The 23,873-nt window shown below is 46.9% G+C and carries 24 protein-coding genes; all 24 read right to left on the reverse strand.

Annotation, left to right across the window (positions count from 1 at the left end; translation table 11 throughout):
• Positions 1–149: 149 nt before the first annotated feature.
• On the reverse strand, positions 150–1,871 hold the full coding sequence (locus MKY92_RS27605) for a phospho-sugar mutase (protein WP_339298320.1): 1,722 nt from the start codon (positions 1,869–1,871) through the stop codon (positions 150–152).
• 111 nt (positions 1,872–1,982) lie between these two features.
• A complete protein-coding gene (gene fabZ, locus MKY92_RS27610) occupies positions 1,983–2,414 on the reverse strand; it encodes a 3-hydroxyacyl-ACP dehydratase FabZ (protein ID WP_036613058.1) in 432 nt (143 codons plus the stop codon).
• 486 nt (positions 2,415–2,900) lie between these two features.
• Positions 2,901–3,125 carry a DNA-directed RNA polymerase subunit beta gene (locus tag MKY92_RS27615; protein WP_017691949.1) on the reverse strand — a complete coding sequence of 75 codons (225 nt, stop codon included), beginning with the start codon at positions 3,123–3,125 and terminating at the stop codon, positions 2,901–2,903.
• 12 nt (positions 3,126–3,137) lie between these two features.
• Positions 3,138–3,977, reverse strand: a complete 840-nt coding sequence (locus tag MKY92_RS27620; protein ID WP_076319216.1) for a flagellar hook-basal body protein — start codon at positions 3,975–3,977, stop codon at positions 3,138–3,140.
• Positions 3,978–4,021: 44 nt separating this feature from the next.
• The gene (locus tag MKY92_RS27625; RefSeq protein ID WP_339298321.1) at positions 4,022–4,906 is read right to left on the reverse strand and encodes a flagellar hook-basal body protein; all 885 of its coding nucleotides are present in this window, start codon (positions 4,904–4,906) and stop codon (positions 4,022–4,024) included.
• A gap of 102 nt (positions 4,907–5,008) precedes the next feature.
• Positions 5,009–6,007 carry a rod shape-determining protein gene (locus MKY92_RS27630; protein ID WP_076209800.1) on the reverse strand — a complete coding sequence of 333 codons (999 nt, stop codon included), beginning with the start codon at positions 6,005–6,007 and terminating at the stop codon, positions 5,009–5,011.
• Positions 6,008–6,226: 219 nt separating this feature from the next.
• Entirely contained in the window at positions 6,227–6,514 is a 288-nt protein-coding gene (spoIIID, locus tag MKY92_RS27635) for a sporulation transcriptional regulator SpoIIID (protein WP_024632710.1), read from the reverse strand.
• Positions 6,515–6,684: 170 nt separating this feature from the next.
• Positions 6,685–7,425 carry a M23 family metallopeptidase gene (locus tag MKY92_RS27640; RefSeq protein WP_339298322.1) on the reverse strand — a complete coding sequence of 247 codons (741 nt, stop codon included), beginning with the start codon at positions 7,423–7,425 and terminating at the stop codon, positions 6,685–6,687.
• Positions 7,426–8,053: 628 nt separating this feature from the next.
• Entirely contained in the window at positions 8,054–9,394 is a 1,341-nt protein-coding gene (spoIID, locus tag MKY92_RS27645; protein WP_339298323.1) for a stage II sporulation protein D, read from the reverse strand.
• Positions 9,395–9,863: 469 nt separating this feature from the next.
• Entirely contained in the window at positions 9,864–11,210 is a 1,347-nt protein-coding gene (gene murA / locus MKY92_RS27650) for a UDP-N-acetylglucosamine 1-carboxyvinyltransferase (RefSeq protein ID WP_339301924.1), read from the reverse strand.
• Positions 11,211–11,731: 521 nt separating this feature from the next.
• Complete coding sequence (locus MKY92_RS27655; protein ID WP_017691941.1) at positions 11,732–11,989, reverse strand: DUF1146 family protein; 258 nt, start codon at positions 11,987–11,989, stop codon at positions 11,732–11,734.
• A 606-nt stretch (positions 11,990–12,595) separates the two neighbouring features.
• Complete coding sequence (locus MKY92_RS27660) at positions 12,596–13,000, reverse strand: F0F1 ATP synthase subunit epsilon (protein ID WP_221821821.1); 405 nt, start codon at positions 12,998–13,000, stop codon at positions 12,596–12,598.
• Positions 13,001–13,062: 62 nt separating this feature from the next.
• The gene (gene atpD, locus MKY92_RS27665) at positions 13,063–14,466 is read right to left on the reverse strand and encodes a F0F1 ATP synthase subunit beta (protein WP_047840699.1); all 1,404 of its coding nucleotides are present in this window, start codon (positions 14,464–14,466) and stop codon (positions 13,063–13,065) included.
• Positions 14,467–14,561: 95 nt separating this feature from the next.
• Entirely contained in the window at positions 14,562–15,434 is an 873-nt protein-coding gene (atpG, locus tag MKY92_RS27670) for an ATP synthase F1 subunit gamma (protein WP_076209796.1), read from the reverse strand.
• A gap of 209 nt (positions 15,435–15,643) precedes the next feature.
• The gene (atpA, locus tag MKY92_RS27675; protein WP_047840700.1) at positions 15,644–17,158 is read right to left on the reverse strand and encodes a F0F1 ATP synthase subunit alpha; all 1,515 of its coding nucleotides are present in this window, start codon (positions 17,156–17,158) and stop codon (positions 15,644–15,646) included.
• A gap of 16 nt (positions 17,159–17,174) precedes the next feature.
• A complete protein-coding gene (locus MKY92_RS27680) occupies positions 17,175–17,723 on the reverse strand; it encodes a F0F1 ATP synthase subunit delta (RefSeq protein ID WP_036612565.1) in 549 nt (182 codons plus the stop codon).
• On the reverse strand, positions 17,720–18,208 hold the full coding sequence (gene atpF / locus MKY92_RS27685) for a F0F1 ATP synthase subunit B (protein ID WP_036612568.1): 489 nt from the start codon (positions 18,206–18,208) through the stop codon (positions 17,720–17,722). Before atpF ends, MKY92_RS27680 begins: the two co-directional genes overlap by 4 nt.
• A gap of 113 nt (positions 18,209–18,321) precedes the next feature.
• A complete protein-coding gene (atpE, locus tag MKY92_RS27690; protein WP_017691934.1) occupies positions 18,322–18,546 on the reverse strand; it encodes a F0F1 ATP synthase subunit C in 225 nt (74 codons plus the stop codon).
• Between the two features lie 78 nt (positions 18,547–18,624).
• Positions 18,625–19,443: a F0F1 ATP synthase subunit A gene (atpB, locus tag MKY92_RS27695; RefSeq protein ID WP_221821822.1), complete on the reverse strand. Its 819-nt coding sequence runs from the start codon at positions 19,441–19,443 to the stop codon at positions 18,625–18,627.
• A gap of 45 nt (positions 19,444–19,488) precedes the next feature.
• A complete protein-coding gene (locus MKY92_RS27700; RefSeq protein ID WP_017691932.1) occupies positions 19,489–19,866 on the reverse strand; it encodes an ATP synthase subunit I in 378 nt (125 codons plus the stop codon).
• On the reverse strand, positions 19,859–20,113 hold the full coding sequence (locus MKY92_RS27705; protein WP_017691931.1) for an AtpZ/AtpI family protein: 255 nt from the start codon (positions 20,111–20,113) through the stop codon (positions 19,859–19,861). The genes MKY92_RS27700 and MKY92_RS27705 overlap by 8 nt, the downstream gene beginning before the upstream one ends.
• A 185-nt stretch (positions 20,114–20,298) precedes the next feature.
• Complete coding sequence (gene wecB, locus MKY92_RS27710; protein ID WP_036667768.1) at positions 20,299–21,456, reverse strand: UDP-N-acetylglucosamine 2-epimerase (non-hydrolyzing); 1,158 nt, start codon at positions 21,454–21,456, stop codon at positions 20,299–20,301.
• Between the two features lie 38 nt (positions 21,457–21,494).
• A complete protein-coding gene (gene upp, locus MKY92_RS27715; protein ID WP_017691929.1) occupies positions 21,495–22,124 on the reverse strand; it encodes a uracil phosphoribosyltransferase in 630 nt (209 codons plus the stop codon).
• Positions 22,125–22,550: 426 nt separating this feature from the next.
• Positions 22,551–23,798, reverse strand: coding sequence for a serine hydroxymethyltransferase (glyA, locus tag MKY92_RS27720; RefSeq protein ID WP_017691928.1), 1,248 nt, complete (start codon positions 23,796–23,798; stop codon positions 22,551–22,553).
• Between the last annotated feature and the right edge of the window lie 75 nt (positions 23,799–23,873).

Raw genomic sequence — 23,873 nt, forward strand, 5'->3', positions numbered from 1 at the left:
TTATTTCTGCCCTCTACGTTCTCGTGTAAATGTTCAGTTCAATTTATATAGATCCATCTGTAATATTATTTCAAAGAAAAACCCCTCCGCCAACCAACCTTACGGTGCGGAGAGGCCTTCTCATGTTCTTGCTCATTGTTGCATTATTATTATTGTGCGTCTACACGCGACATTACGGTAGTCACCAGACGCTCGATCCGGCTTTCCGCATCTTCCAAATTCTCTCCACGCACGGCGAAGTATACTTTGATCTTCGGTTCTGTTCCTGAAGGGCGCAAGCAGAACCATGAACCGTCTGCCAAAATGAACTTCAGTACGTTCTCCTTCGGAAGACCGTCCAGACCAAGGGAGTAGTCCAGTACATCTTGTACAGCAATTCCCGCTACTTCTTGTGGCGGATTGGAACGCCAGTCCGTCATTTTGGCCTGAATCTGAGCTACGCCGTCTTTGCCTTTCAGCGTACGGGATTCAAGCTTCTCCAAGAAGTATCCGAATTGGTTGTACAGCTCTTGCAAGACATCATACAACGTCTTGCCTTGACTCTTATAATACGCAGCGGCTTCAGCAATCAGCATCGAGGCAAGGACAGCATCCTTGTCGCGGGCATAGTTACCTGAAAGGTAGCCATAACTCTCTTCATATCCGAACAAGAAAGTATGACTTCCTGTTGCTTCGAACTGGTTCATTTTTTCACCAATATATTTGAAGCCTGTCAGTGTGTTCATCACTTCTGCACCGTAATGTTCAGCAATGACAGCACCCATCTCACTTGTTACGATTGTTTTCACAACCGCACCGTTACTTGGGAGTGTTCCGGTCTCTTGCAGGCGACTGAGCAGGTAATGTACCATAATGGCACCAGACTGGTTACCGGACAAGACGAAATATTTGCCATCATTATCTTTCACGACAGCACCCATACGGTCTGCATCCGGATCTGTTCCGATCAGAATGTCAGCGCCTACGGATTCTCCCAGCTTCATTGCAAGCGTAAACGCTTCGCGTTCTTCCGGGTTAGGGGATTTCACGGTAGAGAACTCAGCATCCGGCTGTTCTTGTTCAGCTACAATGTGCACTTGCTCGAATCCGATCTGCTCCAGCACGCGACGTACAGGAATGTTACCTGTTCCGTGAAGCGGTGTGTAAACGATTTTGAAATCACGGCCTATGCCGGATTGGATCAGTTCACGGCTCAGACTGCGGCTCGCTACGGTATCCACAAACGCTTGGTCTTGGTCTTCACCCAACCAGATCAGGAGTCCTTGAGCTTCTGCTTCTTCTTGCGTCAGCTTCTTCACGTCAGCAAGGGAAGGGACTTCCTGAATGTACTGAATGACTTTTTCCGCTTCATCCGGAACCAATTGACCGCCCTCATGATTGTAGACTTTGTAGCCGTTATATTCCGGTGGGTTATGACTCGCTGTTACGACGATTCCGCCAGTAGCCTTCTGATTACGCACCGCAAATGACAACTCAGGAGTTGAACGCAGGGATGGGAACAGCTTGGCTACGATGCCGTTTCCAGCCAGTACAAGCGCAGCATCCAGTGTGAATTCAGGTGAGAAATGACGGGAATCATGAGCAATGACAACAGAAGGTTTGCCTTCTTGGTCACCATGCTGCTCAAGCAAATAACGCGCAAATCCTTGCGTTGCCCGACCTACGGTGTAACGGTTCATCCGGTTGCTTCCGGCACCAATGACTCCGCGCAATCCACCTGTACCAAACTCCAGGTTTCTATAAAAACGTTCCTCCAGCTCTTTCGGCTGATCCTGCAAGTCACGAAGCTCCTGTTTCGTTGCTTCATCAATCGAAGCATCCTCCAACCATTGCTGCAACGTCTCTGCTGCTGCTGTGCTTAACTGTTCCATTCCGATAAACCCCTTCCGTCTATATAAATTCAGGTGTGCTGAGTTACTTCAGCATCTTGCATCATTTGGTCCGTCTACGTTCCTGCATGATGTAAATGCTCACGTATGTAATCAGCTTGGGTCAGACAGTGCAAACATGATCTCGCCTTCAGCGACCACTTTGTCGTTCACTCGGGCAGTTGCTTTACCTTTACCGATAGAACCCTTCAGACGTGTAATCTCCACTTCCAGAATCAATGTATCTCCGGGCACAACTTGTCCACGGAATCGGAAGTTGTCCAGTCCCGCCAAAAATCCGATTTTTCCTTTGTTGCCTTCCAAATTCAGAATGGCTACCGCACCAACTTGCGCCAGCGCTTCTGTAATCAGTACACCCGGCATTACCGGATACTCTGGGAAATGACCAATGAAGAAAGGTTCGTTAATGGTTACGTTTTTCAAACCAACGGCACGTTTGCCATCCTCAATCTCTAGAATCTTGTCCACCAGCAGAAACGGGGGGCGGTGCGGGATGATTTCTTGAATCTGTTTGATATCGAGCACAGTTTAATCTCCTCTCGGGATGTTTATATGAGCGTTCTTCATCATGGATTTTTCATGTGCGCATAGGTGACCGTTACGGTTACGGATCGTTCTTTCGATCGCTGTTGTTTCCTAATGTTTCTGAACTATTTTTCAGATGGATAACATTAGGAAACAAAGGCGAGCGCTTCGCTTCTTTCGAACGATTCCGTTCCCTTCACTGACTTTAGTGCGGACATGGAAAACCTGATTATGATCAAGTCGAAGCTCATATAAAAGGTTTTTAATTTTTGAATTTTGTATGGAAAGCATATTTTCGGTTAACACTAGTTATATCCTTCATGACTGCAGTAGTGAAGGTTAAGATAAGGGGTCTCTCTTCGCGATGACGAATGTCTTTCGCAGGGGAGGCCTCTTTTGCTATGAAACGTCATCCATCATTATACTGTTTTCAACGTCAAAAAGAAAACTCCTGCCTGCGCAGGAGTTTTCGCTTAACTCGTTACATTATGGAGCGAATACCAGATTATATACATGTTCCCATGTACTCCATTGCCATACGGAACCGATATCCTGTTTGCCCAGTACCACATATCCAGCTACCATTCCGCCAGCGAGGGCAAGAACAAGCAGGACAGGAACCAGGAACCATCTTGCGATGCGCCATCCACTCTTCTTCTTCTTGACTTCCTTTTTCTCCGGCTTACTGTTCTGCTGCTGTGTTTCTGTCATCACATTCACCTTTTACGCTCTCATATTGTTGGCAAGACCCAACATGGAATCACTTGAAGTTAGCGCCTTTGCCGCCAGCTGATATGTCCGCTGTCCTTGCATAAGCAAAGACATCTCCTGTGTTAGATCAACATTAGATTGCTCCAGGAATCCTGGACGGATCAAGGCAGCTGCTTGACGTGTAGCTGCATTAGCGCCAAATACATCATCTTCGGTTAATCCCGCATCCAGACCAAACAGGTTATCCGCAAACTGCACCAGCCCCTCTGGACGTTCAATGTCTACCACTTGCAACTGTGCTCCAATGGTTGCGTTTGCCGCATTACCGCGTCGGATTAACAGGTTGCCATTTTCATCAAAAGCAACTTTGCTATTATTCGGTGCCGTAATACGATTGCCTTGACGATCCAGGGCAAAGTGGCCTTCGCCATTGACCATCACCATCATATCTGGTGAGTTCGGAGTAGGCTTAGGTCTTGTATCAGGTACAAAATGAAATGCACCCTGACGTGTCCACATTTTCTCCCCATTCGCTTCAACCGCAAACATCGCATTTCCCTCAATGGCCAGATCCGTCGGAAGGCCAGTCTCGTTCAAGGGACCTTGAGACATATCCTTCGTTACATCTGCTAAACGAGCACCAAAACCGAGGTTATATCCCATCGGTGTGGAACGTCCATCCAGTTTGTACTTGTCCGGTTGTTGTTGAACCCGGGTGAGCACATCCTCGAAGGCCGCTTGTTTGCTCTTATAGCCTGCCGTATTCACGTTGGCAATATTATCGGAAATGACATCCAGACGCTGCTGTATGGCAGTCATGGACACCTTGGCACTAATCATAGAATTATTCATCGGTGGTTACCCTCCCGCTGCGCGGTTATATTTAAAGGTCAGCGTTATACACGCCCGACTTCATTGACGGCTTTATCCAGACTGCGGTCATAGAATTGCACGATCTTCTGGTTTGCTTCATACGCACGGTATGCAGCGTTCATATCAACCGTTGCCTGTGAAGCATCCACATTGGAGCCTTCCAGGTACCCCTGACGGATCTGCACATTATCACCGGCAGCCATCATCCGGGACGTTGCCCCGTTTGCATCGCTAAGACTGAAATTGCCATTACCTTGACGAACCAGTTGATTCGGCTGGTCAATGACACTAATGCCAAGAGTAACCCCTGTTGGTGCACCTGTTGCTGCATCCACGAGACGGCCTTGCTCATCCACTTTAAATTGCTCTACGGAACCTGTCAACACTACAGGTTGTCCATTATTATCCAACACTTGTGAACCTGTTGAACTCAGTAATTGTCCCGTTCCTGTGATCTCGAAGTGACCATCGCGTGTATATCCGGTGTTACCTTCTGCATCCTGAACTGTAAAATACGCCTGAGGCTGGTAAGTTACCGTGCCGTCGGCCCGTACAAATTTGCCTGATGCGTCAAACGGGACAGGTTGTCCAGTCTGCGGATCATTGACCGTCATATTGGATGAAATGGAAAAATCATTTTTCTGCCCAGTCTCCATAATGGTCCCCTGCAAATTCATGGACAAACTCTCTTCCGCGAACACCCCCGTGTTCAGCTTGCCCAGCCGCTTTGTTGGAAGATTTGCATCTCCACCTACCAAAGTAATGAGCATTTCCGGGAAGGAACGGCTTACGCTGTTCACCTGTTTATATCCCGTGGTGTTCATATTTACGATATTCTGTGTTGCTGTGTCATGGCGGCGTTGTTGCGTAATCATTCCCGCAGTAGCGGTGTACAGACCTCTTAACATGAATTAACCCCTCTCCTCAAGCGCTTGACCTGCATCGCAGGTTGGCTGCTTGTCCGTTCTGCTTGCCGAGCATGGCGAACCTTTGCTATTTATATCGGCAGATTAGAACTTTTTCTTAACCACCTGATCCAAATTATTAAGCATTATGCCTGTCCCCTTCACGACACAGTGCATTGGATCTTCCGCAACCCATACCGGTACATGCAATTCATTGGACAAAAGCTCGTCCAGTCCATTCAGCAATGCTCCTCCGCCAGTCAATACAACACCACGGTCGATAATGTCCGCTGACAATTCAGGCGGTGTACGTTCCAATACCGATTTGGCTGCCACGATGATGGATTGAACGGAATCCCACAGTGCTTCCTGTACTTCTTTTCCCGATACCGTTACAGTAACTGGCAGACCGGATACCATATCGCGTCCGCGAATATCCATCTCCGTTTGGCCTCCATCCGGATGCACGGAACCAATCGCAATTTTGAGATCTTCAGCGGTCCGTTCTCCGATCATGAGCTTGTACTTGGCTTTGATAAACTTGATAATGGCTTCGTCGAACTTGTCCCCTGCAACTTTAATAGAAGAGGCGGTGACCACGTCGCCCATAGAAAGGACTGCAACGTCAGTCGTACCGCCGCCGATATCCACGACCATATTGCCGCTCGGCTGAAAAATATCCATTCCCGCACCGATCGCTGCCGCTTTCGGCTCTTCTTCCAGAAACACTTCTTTGGCACCACTGCGTTCTGCCGCCTCACGGATGGCCTTCTGCTCCACGGAAGTAATGTTCGTTGGTGCACAGATCAAAATCCGAGGGTGGCTGTACCAGCTTCTTGCACCCACACGATTAATGAAATGTCTGAGCATCGCTTCTGTAATCTCGAAGTCCGCAATAACGCCGTCACGCAGCGGTCTAATGGCAACAATGTTACCTGGAGTACGCCCCACCATACGACGCGCTTCTTCCCCAACAGCAAGGACACGCTTCGTATCTCTTTCAATGGTCACGACGGAAGGTTCATCGAGGACAACCCCACTTCCTTTCACGTGAATAAGCACGTTCGCCGTGCCAAGATCAATACCGATATCCTTGCTAAACATAAAAGAGCCCCCAAAGTGATATTATTTGGTCAGCGTATCCTGTGAAAAAGAGTCCCTTATCACGTCACCGCTCGTTCGACAAAGTGCAACATATATATGTAAAAATCGGGCTGATAAGATGTCATAATTCGATCCTGTACCAGCATTTAACATATCATACTTCAGGGGAGGGATTCAATGCATGTGTGAGCTTTTTGGCCTACGTCTTTAAGAAGAGGCTTACGATTTGGCGGAAGCCAACACCTCACGTTTCTTGCCACTCGTTTTTTTGTATTTGATTTTGGTCGCCTCACCGCCCCGCAAATGGCGGATCGACTTGTGATACTCCAAAATGTGTTTCACCTGGTCAGCAAGATCAGGGTTGATTTCCGGCAGACGCTCCGTCAGATCCTTATGCACAGTACTCTTTGACACGCCGAATTCCTTGGCTATGGTACGGACCGTATTCCTCGTCTCAACAATGCAGCGACCAATTTTGATGGTCCGTTCCTTGATGTAATCGTGCACGCTCCCGCCTCCCTACTGTGTGGATAGTTTGGTACATTATATGAGGAGCATGCCTATATATTCGCGGTTTAGAGGTGTGACAAGCTTCGAAGGTCCCATTATTTTCTGAAAAGCACAAAAAGAGCAGAGGTTTAACCCTCTGCCCGTCATGTTGCTGCGGTAAAATTCATTTATTTTTCCGGAAGATATCCTTGCGGGTTAACTGGCTGTCCGTCTTCGTACACTTCAAAGTGAAGGTGGTTGCCAAGCGTTTTACCCAATTCATTGACGCCAGCGGATGCAATCGCATCTCCCTGTTTCACTTCGTCGTCCTGTTTCACTTTGACGTCTGCCAAGCTTTGGTATACCGTTTTCAGGTTATCGCTGTGTGTGATTTCCACAACTTGACCTGTGAGCGGATTTTGCTCAACCCGGGTAACTTTACCGGCAAGCGCTGCTTTGACTTCAAACGTTTTGTTATCCCCACGTGCCAGATCCACACCTGTGTTCGGGATGAATGTATCATTGTACTGCACCATTGCCGCTTCATGTTCCTCGGTTGAAGCTTCGCTATCATAGAAAGGCTTTACTACCGAAATTTCGGACGGTACCGCTACCGGCCATACAAAATTCTCCGACTTTGCAACAACTTCCACACTTTCTTCTTCTCCGCCTACTGCTGTTCCTTCTGTACCCGCCAATGCGCCTGTTTCAACTACCCCGCTAGCAGGGTCCGAGTTCAGCGTTTTGTCGCCTGTGCCCTGATAGACCCACACTAAGGTTAGTATAATGCCTGCTGCTGCGATGTAGGCTGCCGGGAAGACCCAGCGTTTGGACATTGCTCTTTTCCATGAAGAGGGCTGACTAGCCGGTACTCCTTGAGTTGTTTTAGGAGTTTCTTCTTGGATTGTTTTTTTGTTTTGTTCATTCATGTTAATCACCTCAGTAACAAGTGTTACCGGGTGCAACTCTTTTATACACGCGCGACTCTAATTATTTTCACGGAAGTTTCAGAGAGTGCTATATATGGAGTGTGTGTGCAGCTAGTTGGTGCGCCGCTTCGGGGCCAGAAAACCTTTCGACCGCTGGTTACTACCAGATTTCTTCTATCCCCTTCTTCAAAGGTGAAATCCGGTAGTAAAGGCGGACACTTTGTTTCTACAGGTCTTTTCTATCCCCTGCGCTCCCCATACACTAGCACTCTCCTCATATATAGCCAAATCTCGAAAGCTCCGGAATGGGTGTTGGTAGACTGGTCTGGATTGGCTGTAGAGGCCAATCCTTCTATGAAGTGCTTTTATCGGTGAGAGCGAAATGATATAGGATGTGACTGGACAATACAGATGTAAGGTACTCTAGGTTCGTTAAAGTGAGATGTCTGAGATTTGTTAGAATTCCCATTCGCTGTGATAACGCCCAGTAAGGTCTCTCAGATTCGTTAGCGCGCCAATGTTGTATGGGAAGTCTGATGAGTTCCAAACCTATACTGCTCTCATTCACATACATTTGCATACATTCGTATCCATTTAAATTATTTTGCCTTATCCGTGTTCATCCCTCCTACTTCGATGCAAGCATCTTGGATGCCTGTCCGAATGAAATGCCGGTATAATAGTGTTTGAGAATCTGGGTGGCGGTGTGTCCCTCCTGCGCCATGCCGTTTGCTCCCCATTGGCTCATGCCAACCCCATGCCCATACCCGAACGTTGTAATTTGGACCTCGTCACCTGTGGTCTTCCAACTGAACTGGCTGGATCTTAATCCAAGCAGCTTGCGAACTTCGGGTCCGCTGAATGTCTCACCTGCAATCTGCATTTCCTTAATCCGATGCCCTTTGGTTGTAGACAATACTTCCATCCACGATCCACCCTTCTGGGCGGTAACCGGAATGGCATCCAAGTTTAACTTCTGCAGAATATCATTACGCTTCATGGTGACGGTCTGCTTGAATCCTGGTGCCAAATTTTTGTCCCACGGACTGTCTACACTTTGCAGATACGGCACAGCGTTCCCCCACACATCCTCCGCATTCTCGGTATACCCATTACTTGTGGAAAAAAAGGATGCGGTGATTGCCTTGCCCTGATATGTCATCACCGTATCTCGACTTTCGCGTACAGCCTGTTGCAGCTTCTCCCATTCCTTCGCCTTCCCTAGACGCGTCCAATCCGCTTTCACCTGATCTGGCGGAATAAACACCTGATGGCTGACCGTATCTGTCACATCCGCCGCCCCCGATGGAACACCGCTTGTATCACTCGCAGCTAACCTACGCACGATAAATGTCCGAGCAGCTATTGCCTGTGCCTTTAACGCCTCCAGTCTGAATTCCGCCGGCATCTCAGCTGCCACCACCCCGGTAACATAGTCTTCCAATGGCAGATTCATCGTTGTGCCCGTTGCGGACAGGTATACGCGTACTTTAGGTTCAGGGTAGGTAACTGGAACGGCTGGCGCAGGAGCTGGGGTCCTTACACTGCTTGAATCTGTTGGAGCAGGGATCGGCTTTGGTGATTCGCTTGTCCGGGGCCATACCAGAATTACCGGAATCAGCAACGCCATTGCCAATAAGGCAGATACAGCGGCGGCAGGTTGCCATCGCTTCGTATTACGTCCCCATCGGGGTTTTCGTCCAAATGTCCGCATTCGGCGACGCTTCACTCGGCGGAATTGGTCCAGCTCAATAACAGGTATATGAATATGCTCGGTTGTCTTCCGGTTCAGTTCATCTGTCGAAACCCGTCCTGGATTGGAGAAACTTGCAGGCTGTGATGGAACAGTCCTCAGGTTCGATGGGGCAGGCTTGTCTTTTTCCACTCCAGAAACGGTATTTCCCTCCTGCTCTTGCATACCTGGACGAGGGACAAGGGGTACCTTTACCTGTACACGAGCTTCTTTCATTCGAATATAACCCTCCATTATCTATGGCCGGTCATGTGCCGGTCGTGTTGTTCAAATCCATAGTTTAGGTTATGAGCTGACTTGATCTGATAGAACCTGATTTGAGAGAAACGAGGCCCTTTTCGTTCTGTTCAATTTCCTTTTTTCTTTTGCTATGTACATCTTAGAAACGTTGATCTGTCGCTGAATACCGGTGTTTAATTGGAACCGACACCCTATATAAAGTACACTCTTTCATTTGGTTAAGAATCGATACAGAAACAATGTTATGCTATACAAGGTTAGGACCAGCTATTAATAGAATCAGGTATCAAATATCTCGTTGTCTTCTTAAAAGTAAACACAAAAAAAGCCAAGCCAGATGGCTTAGCTTTATCATTTTTTACAATATACGTTCCTTCACATTCATAATCCACACAACTGTGTGACTCATCATAGGGGGATCATATTTTTTCTAATCAATCCAGTGTTAAGCCAAAGTTGGTTGCACCTTAAACATTGGTACTTCTTTCTCCACTTTTTCACTAGGTGCTTTGGTTGCTTCCAGCTTAGGCTCATCAACCGAGATCCGATAGATGTCAGCGCCAAGTCCATTAAGCTTCTCAGCGAGATGTACATAACCACGGTCTATGTGATGAGTACCGCCCACTTCCGTTGTACCTTCAGCAACAAGACCTGCAATAATGAGTGCGGCACCCGCACGCAAATCGGTAGCCGTTACTTTGGCACCCTTCAGTTTGGCATTACCTGTGATGATGGACGAACGTCCTTCAACTTTGATCTCCGCATTCATCAATTGGAACTCATCCACATGCATGAATCGGTTTTCAAAAACAGTCTCTGTCACGACACTTGTTCCTTCAGATGCGAGCAAGAGTGCCATCATCTGGGATTGCATATCTGTCGGGAATCCTGGGTATGGTAATGTTTTCACATCCACAGCCTTAAGAGGACGATCTGCGATTACACGCACGCCATTCTCATCCGGTTGGATTGTAACACCCATCTCTTCAAGCTTCGCGATAACGGAGCCTAAATGATCAGAGATCGCACCTTCAATGTACACGTCACCACCAGAAATTGCTGCAGCAGCCATATACGTACCAGCTTCTACCCGATCCGGAATAACTGTGTGTGTAACACCTTTAAGTTTCTCCACACCTTCAATGCGGATGACTCCAGTACCAGCACCACGTACGATAGCACCCATTCCATTCAGGAAGTTGGCAAGATCCACAATCTCAGGTTCTTTCGCCGCGTTCTCCAGAACAGTTACACCTTCGGCCAATGTTGCAGCCATCATAATATTTTGAGTGGCACCTACGGAAGCCACATCCAGATAAATTTTCGCGCCACGCAACCGTCCTTGGCTACGAGCTTCGATATAACCTTGGCCCAAGCTGATCTCTGCGCCCATGGCTTCAAAACCTTTCAAATGCTGATCAATAGGCCGTGTACCGATGGCACATCCACCAGGAAGTGAGATTCTTGTATGACCCATACGAGTCAACAAAGGCCCCATGACCAGGAAAGACGCCCGCATTTTACTTACCCATTCATACGGGGCTTCACAGGAAGTAAGTTTCTCCGCATTTACGGTAATCACTTCGTCCCGGTATGTAACTCCCGCTCCCAGCGATTCCAACACCTTGTTAATCGTCATCACATCGTCTAGAGGAGGCGCGTCAATAATAACGCTTTGTCCTTCTTCCCCTAAGAGAGAGGCAGCGATGATCGGAAGAACAGAATTTTTAGCGCCGCTAACTTTGACACTTCCGGTCAACCTTTTGCCACCGCGGACGATAAATTTGCTCATCATGGTTCCCTCCGCGCTTTTATTCCCTTTTCTTCATTCCGGAATACGTAAGCCCCACTGTGTGTAGAAAGGACTGTTGCTGTGTGTGGAATTTCGACATATTCTGGCATATTGCCACAGATGTCTGTTCAGAAAAGAATTGGTTTTTATAATCCATATCAATGATACCATGTGCCGTGCATCTTGCTATTCAGCTGTAAAATAAGTGTCTTACAAGCCAGCAGAGCATCAGAACAGACAGAGTGGGATGGTTATTAGCCGGCATGAACCGGATATCCCGTTTATAACTACAAAATAAGTGAACAATTGTGAATTCCCTAACTTCCATCATAACATTGTTGAATTGTACGATACAAGCATTTTTACATAAAACATCTCAAATTCATCCAATTTTACGTCACATTTTTTTCTTAATTTCTTTACCGACAACTCATACTCTAATTGTTAACACAATTAATCGATGTTATTCGACAATGAGCAGCTTGAAGAACCTAACAGATGATTAACCAACCATCTCAACATTAAAACAAATTACGCAACATTTGAGTCCAGGACAAGTAGTCAATGACAAAGCCAGCAACGGCATGCCCCAAAATGATTGCGAGCAACAAATGCAACAGTCTTCCCTGAGCACCTCGTGGTTGCCTGATGATTAAATCCAGTTTGAGATTTGTCAAAGCCCACCAAGACAACGCAATACATAACAGGGAGACGATGATTGAGACCAAGCCATTGGTGCTTAACGCCTGGTTCACCTGATTCGTCAGATCAGTATCCATATATTCTTTACCTCCACATTTGTTGCAGCGATCAGCATATCATATGCCCGGCACCCATAACTTGTTAGTATACTGGAATGTCTTGAGCACAACATACTGAGCGTACTGTCAGATTTACTCCTGCCAGGCAGGAATCTCCTGATGCCCAATCACCGAGCAGCAACAATGCGGCTGTGCATGACTATGGAATCTACTACGCAGCTTCCTGCTTCTGCTGACTCTATGGAATATAGGCTCTTTCATCATACATTGTCAATTACATTGATTTCCACTTCTAAAATATTTTAATTTTAAAATGCCGGGATTTTGTGACTAAAACGACATAAAAGAGCGCTATTTCGATATCGATTCTGTCATTTCCTCGGAAATAATTTAAATTCATTCATGAAAAAAATGGTTCTCTTAGTGGTAAAAGCGCCCACTACTTTAGTCCTACATTCTATTCAAATCCTCATAATCGGTGAATATTTTGTTTAAAATACTTCTGTTTACTGAAGGAATAGGATGGATATGTGGTCAGCCATTTTGATATATTCGATAGAACAATTCTATCAAACAAACTCAAAAAAGCCCGGCAGACTAAGCCGCCAGGCTTCCAAGAATCGTTTATTTGCCGAATACATTAATCCGGTTAACCGCTTTTTGAAGTGCAATCTCTGCACGACGGTGATCAAAGTGGTCCTGATTGCTTTGGCTTGCAAGCCGACGTTCAGCCCGCTCTTTCGCCGCACGCGCACGATCCACATCAATGCTTTCCGGGAATTCAGCACTCTCTGCGAGTACAACAACCTTATCTTTACGAACTTCGATAAACCCGCCACCAATAGCAACTCGTTTATTTTCTTTTCCGTTATGGATATAGATTGGTGCAATCTGCAAAGGTGTAACCATAGGAATATGACCTGGCATAATGCCAAGTTCCCCTTCAATACCACGAGCCGTAATGCTATTCACCTGTTCTGAATAGACCAAACGCTCGGGTGTTACAATTTCCAACAAAAAGGTGCTCAATTCCATCCCTCCTGAAATATCCGAAGGATAGCCCGCTTCATAAGGACAATCCTGGATTCAGACTAAACCAGTGTTTTGGCTTTCTCCACTGCCTCTTCAATTGTACCAACAAAGAGGAAAGCTGCTTCCGGAAGATCATCATACTTACCTTCGAGAATCTCTTTAAAGCTGCGCACCGTTTCTTTAACTGGAACGTATTTACCCGGAATACCGTTAAATGCTTCAGCAACGTGGAAAGGCTGGGACAAGAAACGTTGGATTTTACGAGCACGGTATACAAGCGCTCTGTCTTCTTCACTCAACTCGTCCATACCCAGGATTGCAATGATATCTTGCAATTCATTGTAACGTGCCAAGATACGTTTAACGCCTTGAGCGACGCTGTAGTGTTCTTCTCCTACAACTTCAGGGGACAAGATCCGGGAGCTGGAAGCCAGTGGATCTACCGCAGGATAGATACCCATCTCGGAAATTTTACGCTCCAGGTTCGTCGTTGCATCCAAGTGGGCAAACGTCGTTGCAGGAGCCGGGTCAGTGTAGTCATCCGCAGGCACGTAGATGGCCTGGATGGATGTTACAGAACCTTTTTTCGTTGATGTGATACGTTCTTGCAGTTGACCCATTTCTGTTGCCAGTGTAGGTTGGTAACCTACCGCGGAAGGCATACGTCCAAGCAAGGCAGATACTTCTGAACCCGCTTGGGTGAAACGGAAGATATTATCGATAAAGAGCAACACGTCACGGCCTTCTTCATCACGGAAGTATTCCGCCATCGTCAGACCTGTGAGAGCTACACGAAGACGTGCACCTGGAGGCTCGTTCATTTGTCCGAAGACCATTGCTGTTTTGTTGATAACGCCGGAATCACTCATCTCGTGATACAAGTCATTACCTTCACGTGTACGCTCACCAACACCCGCAAATACGGAGATACCGCCGTGTTCTTGTGCGATGTTGTTGATCAATTCCTGAATGGTTACCGTCTTACCTACACCGGCACCACCGAAGAGACCGATTTTACCACCTTTAGCGTAAGGAGCAAGCAAGTCGATAACTTTGATTCCTGTCTCCAGCATCTCTGCTTGGGTAGTCAGTTCATCAAATGCAGGTGCCGAACGGTGAATCGGGTTCTTGTGCTCAGCAGCTACGGCACCGCCAGTATCAATTGCTTCGCCGAGTACGTTAAATACACGACCCAGTGTTGCTTCTCCGACAGGTACAGAGATTGGTGCTCCTGTATCTAAAGCTTCCATACCACGAACAAGTCCATCCGTGGAGGACATCGCAATACAACGTACTCGGTTGTCACCCAGATGTTTCGAAGCTTCGAGTGTAAGGTTTACACTAACGCCGCTCTCACTTACTGTAGTGATCGTAATGGCATTGAGGATTTCCGGCAGACCGCCGCGATCAAACTCGACGTCAACAACCGGACCCATGATGCTCACAACGCGTCCTTTGTTCATCTTAACGTTCCCCTCCTACAAGCCTGCTACTTTTGCAAAAATAATGTACCGTTCGTTTATCTTTGCTCTGCAAGCCTTCATTAATAAAAAAACGGTTAGCCTTGTGCTGCGTTGGCACCTGCCACAATTTCCGTAATCTCCTGCGTAATCGCCGCTTGACGGGCACGGTTGTATGTCAATGACAAGTCGTTAATGAGTTTGGATGCATTTTTGGTTGCATTACCCATTGCCGTCATTTTCGCGCCGAGCTCACTTGCCTTACCGTTCAGAAGTGCACCATAGATCAGCGTTTCCGCGTAACGCGGAAGCAGAACCTCCAGTACAGCTTCAGCAGACGGCTCGTATTCGTAGCTTGCCGTTGGTCCTTCCGCAGCAGTTACCTCAGGTGTTTCCATCGGAAGAAGTTTCTCTACCGTAGGAATCTGGGTCAACGCATTCACAAAGCGGTTATAACAAATGTACAATTCATCAAATTCAGCCAGTTCAAACCCATGAACCGCTTCGTGTGCGATGGATTTGATATCTGCAAATGAAGGCGAATCCGACAGATCCGTTGTTGTGGATGCCATCGCCATTTCACGACGTCTGAAGTAATCGCGTCCTTTACGTCCAATGACGAACAATTCGTAGTCATCCTGGGAGTTGTGGCGCTCTTTGAGCGTCTGGTTAACCTGACGCAAAACGTTTGCATTGTATCCACCTGCAAGACCACGGTCCGATGTAATGATCAGGTAAGCTGTCTTTTTGACCGGACGGCTCTCCAGCATCGGATGCTGTATCCCTTGCGTGCTTGATGCAATACTAGCTACAACTTCTTTCAGCTTCTCCGAATAAGGACGGGCTGCTTCCGCTTTTTCCTGCGCTTTACGCAGTTTTGCAGCAGCTACCATCTCCATTGCTTTGGTGATCTGCTTGGTGCTTTGTACGCTTTTAATTTGCCGCTTAATTTCGCGCATGCCTTTTGCCATGATTTCACCACCTTAAAGTTTTGACAAAGTCAAAACTACATCGTAAGCACAACCCTACTTTGACGGGGTCAAAGTTACTTCGTAAGCATCACCACTAGTTTTGACAGAGTCAAAACTACATCGTAAGCATCATCTTTTTTGACAGAGTCAAAGTATTACATGCAGACATGCGGAATCGGTTAGACAACTCCGCACCTGCAATCATTTATTTAGACAGAGACAGCAAAGCTCTTTCTGAACTTCTCAATTGCACCTTTCAGTGCATTTTCGTTGTCTGCAGTCAATTCTTTAGTATCACGGATGGATGCAAGAATCTCCGGATGGCTGCTCTCCATGAACGCGAGGAACTCACGCTCGAAACGAGTAACATCACCTGTTGGAATCTCATCCAGGAATCCTTTAACCGCAGTGTACAAGCTAACAACCTGTTGTTCTACAGGCAGAGGCTGGTTAACACCTTGCTTCAGGATTTCCATCATACGCGCACCACGATTCAGGCGGGCCTGAGTCGCTTTATCCAGATCGGAACCGAACTGGGAGAACGCTTGAAGCTCACGATATTGAGCGAGGTCGAGACGCAGGGAACCTGCAACCTTTTTCATCGCTTTGATCTGAGCAGAACCACCGACACGGGATACGGAAATACCTACGTTGATCGCTGGGCGTTGTCCAGCATTGAACAAGTCAGCTTCCAAGAAGATTTGTCCGTCCGTGATGGAGATTACGTTCGTTGGGATGTATGCAGATACGTCGGAAGCTTGTGTTTCAATAAACGGCAGTGCGGTTAAAGAACCACCACCAAGTTCATCATTCAGCTTCGCAGCACGCTCCAGCAAACGGGAGTGCAGGTAGAAGACGTCACCCGGATAAGCCTCACGGCCCGGTGGACGACGAAGCAACAAGGAAAGCTCACGATATGCAGAGGCTTGTTTGGTCAAGTCATCATAGATAACCAGAACGTGCTCGCCTTTGTACATGAAGTACTCACCCATCGAACAGCCGGAATACGGTGCGATGTACAAGAGTGGTGATGGATCGGAAGCTGCTGCAGTTACAACGATTGTGTACTCCATTGCGCCTTTACGACGAAGAGTTTCCACAACTTGAGCAACCGTAGACTGTTTCTGACCAATAGCCACGTAGATACACTTCATGCCGCTGCCTTTTTGGTTCAGGATCGCATCAATTGCGATGGATGTTTTACCTGTTTGACGGTCACCGATGATCAACTCACGTTGTCCACGACCGATTGGAACCATTGCATCAATGGCTTTGATCCCTGTTTGCATCGGCTCATGAACCGATTTACGATCCATTACGCCTGGTGCTTTACCTTCAACCGGACGGAATTCCGTTGTAGCGATTGGCCCTTTGCCATCTACAGGAATACCGAGCGGGTTCACAACGCGTCCAATCAATGCTTCGCCTACAGGCACTTGCATGATTTGACCAGTACGTTTCACTTGGTCACCTTCACGAATATCGTAGTAAGGTCCCAGGATAACGACACCGACATTGCTTTCTTCGACGTTCATGGCGAGTCCCATAACACCGCTTGGGAATTCAACCAACTCGTTGGACATGACGTTCTCAAGTCCGTAAACACGAGCGATACCATCACCAACCTCGATTACCGTTCCGACTTCGACTACATCGATATCGGTCTTGTATTGTTCGATTTGGCTCTTAATTAATGTACTGATTTCTTCTGGTTTGATACTCAAGTGTCCTCACCCCAATCTACTGTACTCGTCTGTTAAAAGACTGCTCAAGACGTTCGAGCTTGCCAGCCAAGCTGCCGTCATAGATCGTATCGCCAATGGCGACTTTCAATCCGCCCAGCAGAGTCGGATCAACAATGTTCTCGATACGAATCTTTTTATTCACACGGCCACCGAATTCACGGGCTACCGCTTCTTTTTCTTCATCATTCAACGCATAAGTCGAGTAGACACGTGCATCAGCGATGCCCAGCGACTCACCTTGGATCTTCCGATAATCATTCAGCAAGTCTCCCAGCAATTCAACGCGTCCGCGCTCAATCAACAACAAGACTGTACGAAGGACTGAATCGGATACCTTGCCATCAAGACTTGAGTGAATTACGTTCTGCTTGGCTTCATCAGAAATATTAGGGGATACGATAAATTTCTCGATATCTGCATCTCCAGTCAACGCACTGACTACTGCAACCAGTTCCTGTTCAACCTCAAGCACCTGCTGTTGCTGAAGAGCAACTTCGAACAATGCTTTCGCATAACGCTTGGCAACTATCGTATCGCGGCTCATTGTCGGCCTCCTACCTCATTGAGGTATTGGTTCACAAGCTCTTCTTGTGCAGGACCGTTCTCAACTTCTTTTTTGATCAACTTGGATGCAATCTGAACGGAAGCTGTACCCAGTTCGCTGCGAAGTGCTGCGACTGCTTTGTTCTTCTCGCTCTCGATTTCGCGTACTGCATCGTCTTTCAGACGATTAGCTTCAGCTTTTGCATCAGCCAAAATCGATTCAGCTTGTTTGCCACCTGTTTGTTTTGACTGTTCAATGATGTCGTAAGCATCTTGACGTGCTTGCTCAAGAGCTTGTTTTTGTTCCTCCACATAGGCAATGGCCTGTTCCCGAGTCTGTGCAGCCTCATTCATCTGCGTCATCACGAGTTCACGACGTTTTTCCATAATGGAGAACAAAGGCCCGAAGGCATAACGGCTAAGCAGCCAATATAAAATTGCAAATGCAACAATCGCAAGAAGCGTATTTTCCCATATGAAACTCAATCTGTTCACTCCTTCCTGGAGGTATCCTTGAAACGTCATCCGTTAGAACGGACATTACCTAAAAAGAAGGCGCGGATGGCTATGGCCTTCCCCGCCAAACCTTTAAAATTTAATTAAGCCATACCATAGAACATGAACGCGAGTACCACACCGATGATCGGCAATACCTCGATCAAACCTACACCGATAAACATTGTTGTTTGAAGAGTGGATTTTGCTTCAGGTTGACGGGCAATACCTTCCACCGTTTTGCTGATTACCATACCGTTACCAATACCTGCGCCAAACGCGCCCAGTCCTGCAACAATTGCTGCTGCGATTAATGCCATTGCTCCCATTTGTATATCCTCCTTAAAATAATAAATCGAATTTTTTATTGTTCAGCCTGGTGAAGAAATCTTCGTAGGGCTTGAAACTTAATGCTCGTCGTGCGTCTCGATGCTCTGTGAAATGTACACCATCATCAAGATAACAAACACAAATGCCTGGATCGCGCCGATAAAGATACTGAAGCCTTGCCACACCATCAGCAGCGGAATCGCTGCAATAGCACCAAACACTTTAAATGTGGTCAGTTTCAGGATCGTTGCGATCAGTACCTCACCCGCGAAGATATTCGCGAATAGACGCATACCGTGTGTCAACAGCTTGGATGCCGTCTCAATCAAGTTGATTGGCAAGAACAAGGCGAATGGCTTCAGGTAATGCTGGAGATATCCTTTTGTGTTGCGGAACAATCCTAGTCCATGAGATACAAGGAACGCTACAAGAGCTAGTCCCATCGTTACAGACAAGTCGGCTGTCGGTGATTTCCACCAAGCCAATTCAACGTGTGGGTGTGCTTCAGGGTCCTTGGCATGCGCTTTTTCAAACGCCTCCACCGCTGTAACAATCGGTTTACCAAATACCTGTGCCTGATTAACATCTGTTACCTCAGATACAGCCACGAGCGGAAGGCCAAGCATGTTCCCTACAAAAATGAACATAATCATGGAAAGAGCGAGAGAGATAAAATGTTTACCTTTCTTCATATCCATTGTGCTGGAAATCAGATTGCGGACGAATTCTACTGCCCACTCCATAAAATTTTGCAGCTTGCCGGGATTTTCAACGGATAATCTCCGTGTTGCCAGTACAGCAAAAATAAAAACAATTGCACCTGTAACTACCAGCATCAACAGAACTGATAGATCCAGTCGAAATCCGCCAAGCATAATAATTGGAGCTTCATGCATATTTTTCTCACCCCTTTCTCGACTTGAAAGCTGCAGCCCTTAACATCATTCTGCTCTGCGGGAATAGACAATCCCTATAATCAATAAGGAATATTGTGCAATGACGAGACCGCCTGCAACCGCATATGTATTGAAGTACTGCGGAAAGCGCATCGATATGAATATACCGAGCACAGCGAATGCCGCTCTTGTCAAAAATCCCAAGTTGACACGCTTCAAGTTACCTTCTGCCGCATCATCAGACATTTTCCTTACTTTGTAGCCCAGGTAAAATGCATTGATCCAGCTAACTCCTGTACCCAGGGCCAGTCCCAAAGCAATTGTCTCCACACGTGGCATAAAGGCCGCTGCGAGAAAACAAATCATAAGAAAGTACATGACGAAAACAGTCATCGATCTGCGGTATCTGGTTAGTTCACTCATCACTTTCCCCCATGATTTTTTTCGCGATAAAGTAGATGCTTACACCGCCTGCCGCAAGAAAAAAGAGAACGCTTACGGCGATCCATATTCCGTTACCTCCGATGGTCTTGTCCAACCAGGAGCCAGCGTAATATCCGGCAACAGCGAGAATGGCAATCTCGATCCCAAAAGCTGTCACGAGTCCCATCGCTTTCCATACATTATCGTCATGGTTACGGGATGAATTTGGTTTGTTCGAATCGGCCATTTTCCACGCCACCCTTGCAATCCCAGTTAATTTTACTGAATGATGAGAGCCTTTGTCAATTGAATGATTTTAGCGTTTTAAAGGGGGAAACGACGGGAATACAGACCCTCAAAGCCCATAAACCCGCGTAAACCGTACAGTTTAACTGTATGCTTGCCCTTTATAAATCCGTCAGAAAAAATGTATTATTTTTTGAATTTTCTGTGAAATGATTCCGGACGCTCACTATTTACACCGAAATGATGCAAAATCGCATTGACAATTCTTTCCGAAGCATGTCCATCACCGTAAGGATTGGCAGCCTGGCTCATGCTTGCATACAGGGTTTTGTCTGTAAGCAGAGCTTTCGTCCGTTCATACACACGTTCCTCTTCGGTACCTACCAATTCCAGCGTTCCGGCTTCAATACCTTCCGGGCGTTCTGTTGTATCGCGCAATACGAGCACAGGCACACCAAACGAAGGTGCTTCTTCCTGCAAACCGCCTGAATCGGTCAAAATCAAGTGAGTGTGCGGGTAAAAGTTATGCAAATCCACCACGTCTAGTGGATCAATTAATTGAATACGGGGATGATTCCCCAAGATCGCGTGAGCCGGCTCCTTCACAGCAGGACTTGGATGCACCGGGTACACGATGGCAATATCTTCGAATTCGTCGGCAATCCGTTTGACGGCCTGGAAAATGTTGCGGTGAGGCTCGCCTTGAGATTCACGGCGATGAGCTGTCATCAGCACAAGGCGTTTGCCTTGGGCCCAATCAAGTACCGGGTGTGTGTAGTCCTCCCGTACTGTATATTGAAACACATCGGTTACCGTGTTGCCTGTGACGTACGTACTAGACTCTGATTTATTTTCTTTGGCAAGATTGGAAGAAGACCAATCCGTAGGCGCAAAGTGTAGATCAGCGAGTACTCCCGTCAGCTGACGGTTCATCTCTTCCGGATATGGAGACAGCTTGTTCCACGTCCGCAGCCCCGCTTCCACATGCCCTACCTGAATCTGTTGCAGGAATGCTGCATAGCTCGCTACAAAGGTAGTTAATGTATCCCCGTGAACCAGTACAATATCCGGCTTAGCTTCGGCTAACACTGGCTCCAGGCCGCCAAGCACACGAATTGTAATTTCATTCAATGTCTGACGGTCCTTCATCACATCCAGATCATAATCGGGATGAATGTCGAAAACTTCAAGTACCTGATCCAACATCTGGCGATGCTGCGCAGTTACGCAAACAATAGATTCAATAGACTCAGGGTGTTTTTGCAATTCCAAAATTAGCGGAGCCATCTTGATGGCTTCCGGACGCACCCCGAAGATCGTCATAACTTTAATTTTGTTGGACATTCGAGCAAAGCCCCTTTTCTACTCCGCATGCAATATGCTTATTTAGTGCCGTATAGACGGTCTCCTGCATCTCCAAGCCCTGGAACGATATAACCATGATCATCCAGACGGTCGTCCAATGCTGCTACATAGATGTCCACATCGGGATGTGCATCTTGCACAGCTTTTACGCCTTCCGGTGCTGCAACCAGGTTCATCATCTTGATTTGGGTACAGCCACGTTTTTTGAGCACGTCAATAGCTGCAATTGCCGAACCACCCGTTGCCAGCATCGGATCAATTACAATCAATTGACGCTCTGTTACGTCTGTAGGCAGTTTGGTGTAGTATTCTACCGGTTGCAGTGTTTCCGGGTCACGGAACAGACCAACATGTCCAACTTTTGCCGCTGGCAACAATTTCACAACGCCATCCAGCATTCCGAGTCCTGCGCGCAGAATCGGCACCAGTCCGAGCATACGTCCAGAGATAACTTTACCTTGTGTTGCAGCTACAGGTGTCTGTACATCAATCGTTTCCAGTTCAACATCTCTTGTAATCTCATAAGCCATCAACGTTGCTACTTCATCCACCAATTCACGAAAATCTTTCGTATTCGTACGCATGTCGCGTATAAACGTCAGTTTGTGTTGAATCAAAGGGTGATCACATATTACTAATTTTCCCATCTAATTTGTCCCTCCGGTAAGTTCTTCATGTTCAGCATTTCCAAATATACCTAGCCACCATTCATGGGCTCGATAAATCCTGTATATTATATCATCACCAACAACGAATTACACCATCAAAGGGCACCCAATCATTACAGAATACCGAATCCTATAAAAAACAGGACCGGAAAATGATCCATCCGGTCCTGTTTTGCTCATGTTGTTATGTCGTTGAGTATGTTCAAAAACGTGTAACCACTGATAAATCCTCCGCAAACCGAATGACCTTCCGATCGCTGTTATCCCCTGATTTCTTTGATCCAATTATAATTGTTGAAATCTGGGGATAAAGGCGAGCGCTACGCTTCTTCAGGTTCTTTCGGTTTGCTCCGTCCGAGTGTTTACATTGAAAAACTCAAATACAAACACCATGAGCAAAGTTTTTTAGTATTTAAGATCTGTATAGAGCGGGAATTGGTCTGTCAGTGCAGTCACTTCTGCACGGGCTTCATCCAGCTTCGCTGTATCTTTTGGATTTTTCAGCGTTTTGGCAATGATCTTACCAATCGCTACCATCGCTTCTTCGTTCATGCCACGGGAAGTTGCAGCAGGTGTACCAATTCGGATACCGCTCGTCACAAACGGGCTTGTAGGGTCGAATGGAATTGCATTTTTGTTCACGGTAATACCGATGGAATCAAGCACATGCTCAGCTTCCTTACCTGTGATGTTCACACTGCGTGTGTCGATCAGCATCAAGTGGTTATCTGTACCACCGGATACGATGTTCAATCCTTCAGCGATCAGTGTTTCAGCCAGAACCTGTGCGTTTTTCACAACGTTCTGTGCATATGTTTTAAATGAAGGTTGCAAAGCTTCTCCGAATGCTACCGCTTTGGAAGCGATCACGTGCATCAGAGGTCCACCTTGGGAACCTGGGAATACCGCTTTATCAATCGCTGCTGCCCACGCTTTGCGGCACAGAATCATACCACCACGAGGTCCACGCAGCGTTTTGTGTGTAGTTGTTGTTACGAAATGCGCATGTGGAACCGGGTTTGGATGCAAACCAGCAGCAACCAGTCCTGCGATGTGAGCCATGTCCACCATGAACAAAGCGCCTACATCATTGGCGATGGAAGCCAGCTTTTCAAAATCAATGGTACGTGGATATGCACTTGCACCTGCAACGATCAGACGAGGGCGGTGTTTGAAAGCCGCTTTGCGTACTTCATCATAATCAATCAAGAATGTATCTTCCTGTACGCCGTATGCTACAAAGTTGTACAGCAAACCAGATGCGTTAACCGGGCTACCGTGTGTGAGGTGTCCACCATGGGCAAGGTTCATACCAAGTACAGTATCACCAGGTTTCAACGCTGCAAGATAAACTGCCATGTTCGCTTGTGCACCGGAGTGAGGTTGAACATTCACGTGTTCTGCTCCGAACAATTCTTTTGCACGATCACGCGCGATGTCTTCAACGATGTCCACATGCTCACAACCGCCATAGTAACGTTTACCTGGATATCCTTCAGCGTACTTGTTGGTCAGAACAGATCCCATTGCTTCGATTACTGCTTCACTTACGATGTTCTCGGATGCGATCAGTTCGATGTTGTTCTGTTGACGTTTCAGTTCAAGATTCATCGCTTCCAGTACTGCCGGGTCATTCTTGCGCAATTGTTCCATGATTAAATTCCTCCCAGGTATAAGTGAAGTTATAAAGTGAAACTAATGTTTACACGAAAACGGCGAGTGCAACAC

The sequence above is a fragment of the Paenibacillus sp. FSL R5-0623 genome, assembly GCF_037974265.1.
Classification (GTDB): Bacteria; Bacillota; Bacilli; order Paenibacillales; family Paenibacillaceae; genus Paenibacillus.

Coding starts and splice junctions, on each gene's coding strand:
- MKY92_RS27700 (WP_017691932.1), bottom strand. CDS start 19,866: ATGAGTGAACTAACCAGATACCGCAGATCGATGACTGTTTTCGTCATG.
- atpD (WP_047840699.1), bottom strand. CDS start 14,466: ATGAACAAAGGACGCGTTGTGAGCATCATGGGTCCGGTTGTTGACGTC.
- MKY92_RS27620 (WP_076319216.1), bottom strand. CDS start 3,977: ATGAATAATTCTATGATTAGTGCCAAGGTGTCCATGACTGCCATACAG.
- MKY92_RS27615 (WP_017691949.1), bottom strand. CDS start 3,125: ATGACAGAAACACAGCAGCAGAACAGTAAGCCGGAGAAAAAGGAAGTC.
- upp (WP_017691929.1), bottom strand. CDS start 22,124: ATGGGAAAATTAGTAATATGTGATCACCCTTTGATTCAACACAAACTG.
- MKY92_RS27655 (WP_017691941.1), bottom strand. CDS start 11,989: ATGGATACTGATCTGACGAATCAGGTGAACCAGGCGTTAAGCACCAAT.
- atpB (WP_221821822.1), bottom strand. CDS start 19,443: ATGCATGAAGCTCCAATTATTATGCTTGGCGGATTTCGACTGGATCTA.
- atpE (WP_017691934.1), bottom strand. CDS start 18,546: ATGGGAGCAATGGCATTAATCGCAGCAGCAATTGTTGCAGGACTGGGC.
- murA (WP_339301924.1), bottom strand. CDS start 11,210: ATGAGCAAATTTATCGTCCGCGGTGGCAAAAGGTTGACCGGAAGTGTC.
- glyA (WP_017691928.1), bottom strand. CDS start 23,798: ATGGAACAATTGCGCAAGAATGACCCGGCAGTACTGGAAGCGATGAAT.
- MKY92_RS27605 (WP_339298320.1), bottom strand. CDS start 1,871: ATGGAACAGTTAAGCACAGCAGCAGCAGAGACGTTGCAGCAATGGTTG.
- MKY92_RS27705 (WP_017691931.1), bottom strand. CDS start 20,113: ATGGCCGATTCGAACAAACCAAATTCATCCCGTAACCATGACGATAAT.
- MKY92_RS27680 (WP_036612565.1), bottom strand. CDS start 17,723: ATGAGCCGCGATACGATAGTTGCCAAGCGTTATGCGAAAGCATTGTTC.
- MKY92_RS27640 (WP_339298322.1), bottom strand. CDS start 7,425: ATGAATGAACAAAACAAAAAAACAATCCAAGAAGAAACTCCTAAAACA.
- MKY92_RS27630 (WP_076209800.1), bottom strand. CDS start 6,007: ATGTTTAGCAAGGATATCGGTATTGATCTTGGCACGGCGAACGTGCTT.
- spoIID (WP_339298323.1), bottom strand. CDS start 9,394: ATGAAAGAAGCTCGTGTACAGGTAAAGGTACCCCTTGTCCCTCGTCCA.
- wecB (WP_036667768.1), bottom strand. CDS start 21,456: ATGTCCAACAAAATTAAAGTTATGACGATCTTCGGGGTGCGTCCGGAA.
- atpG (WP_076209796.1), bottom strand. CDS start 15,434: ATGGCAAAAGGCATGCGCGAAATTAAGCGGCAAATTAAAAGCGTACAA.
- MKY92_RS27625 (WP_339298321.1), bottom strand. CDS start 4,906: ATGTTAAGAGGTCTGTACACCGCTACTGCGGGAATGATTACGCAACAA.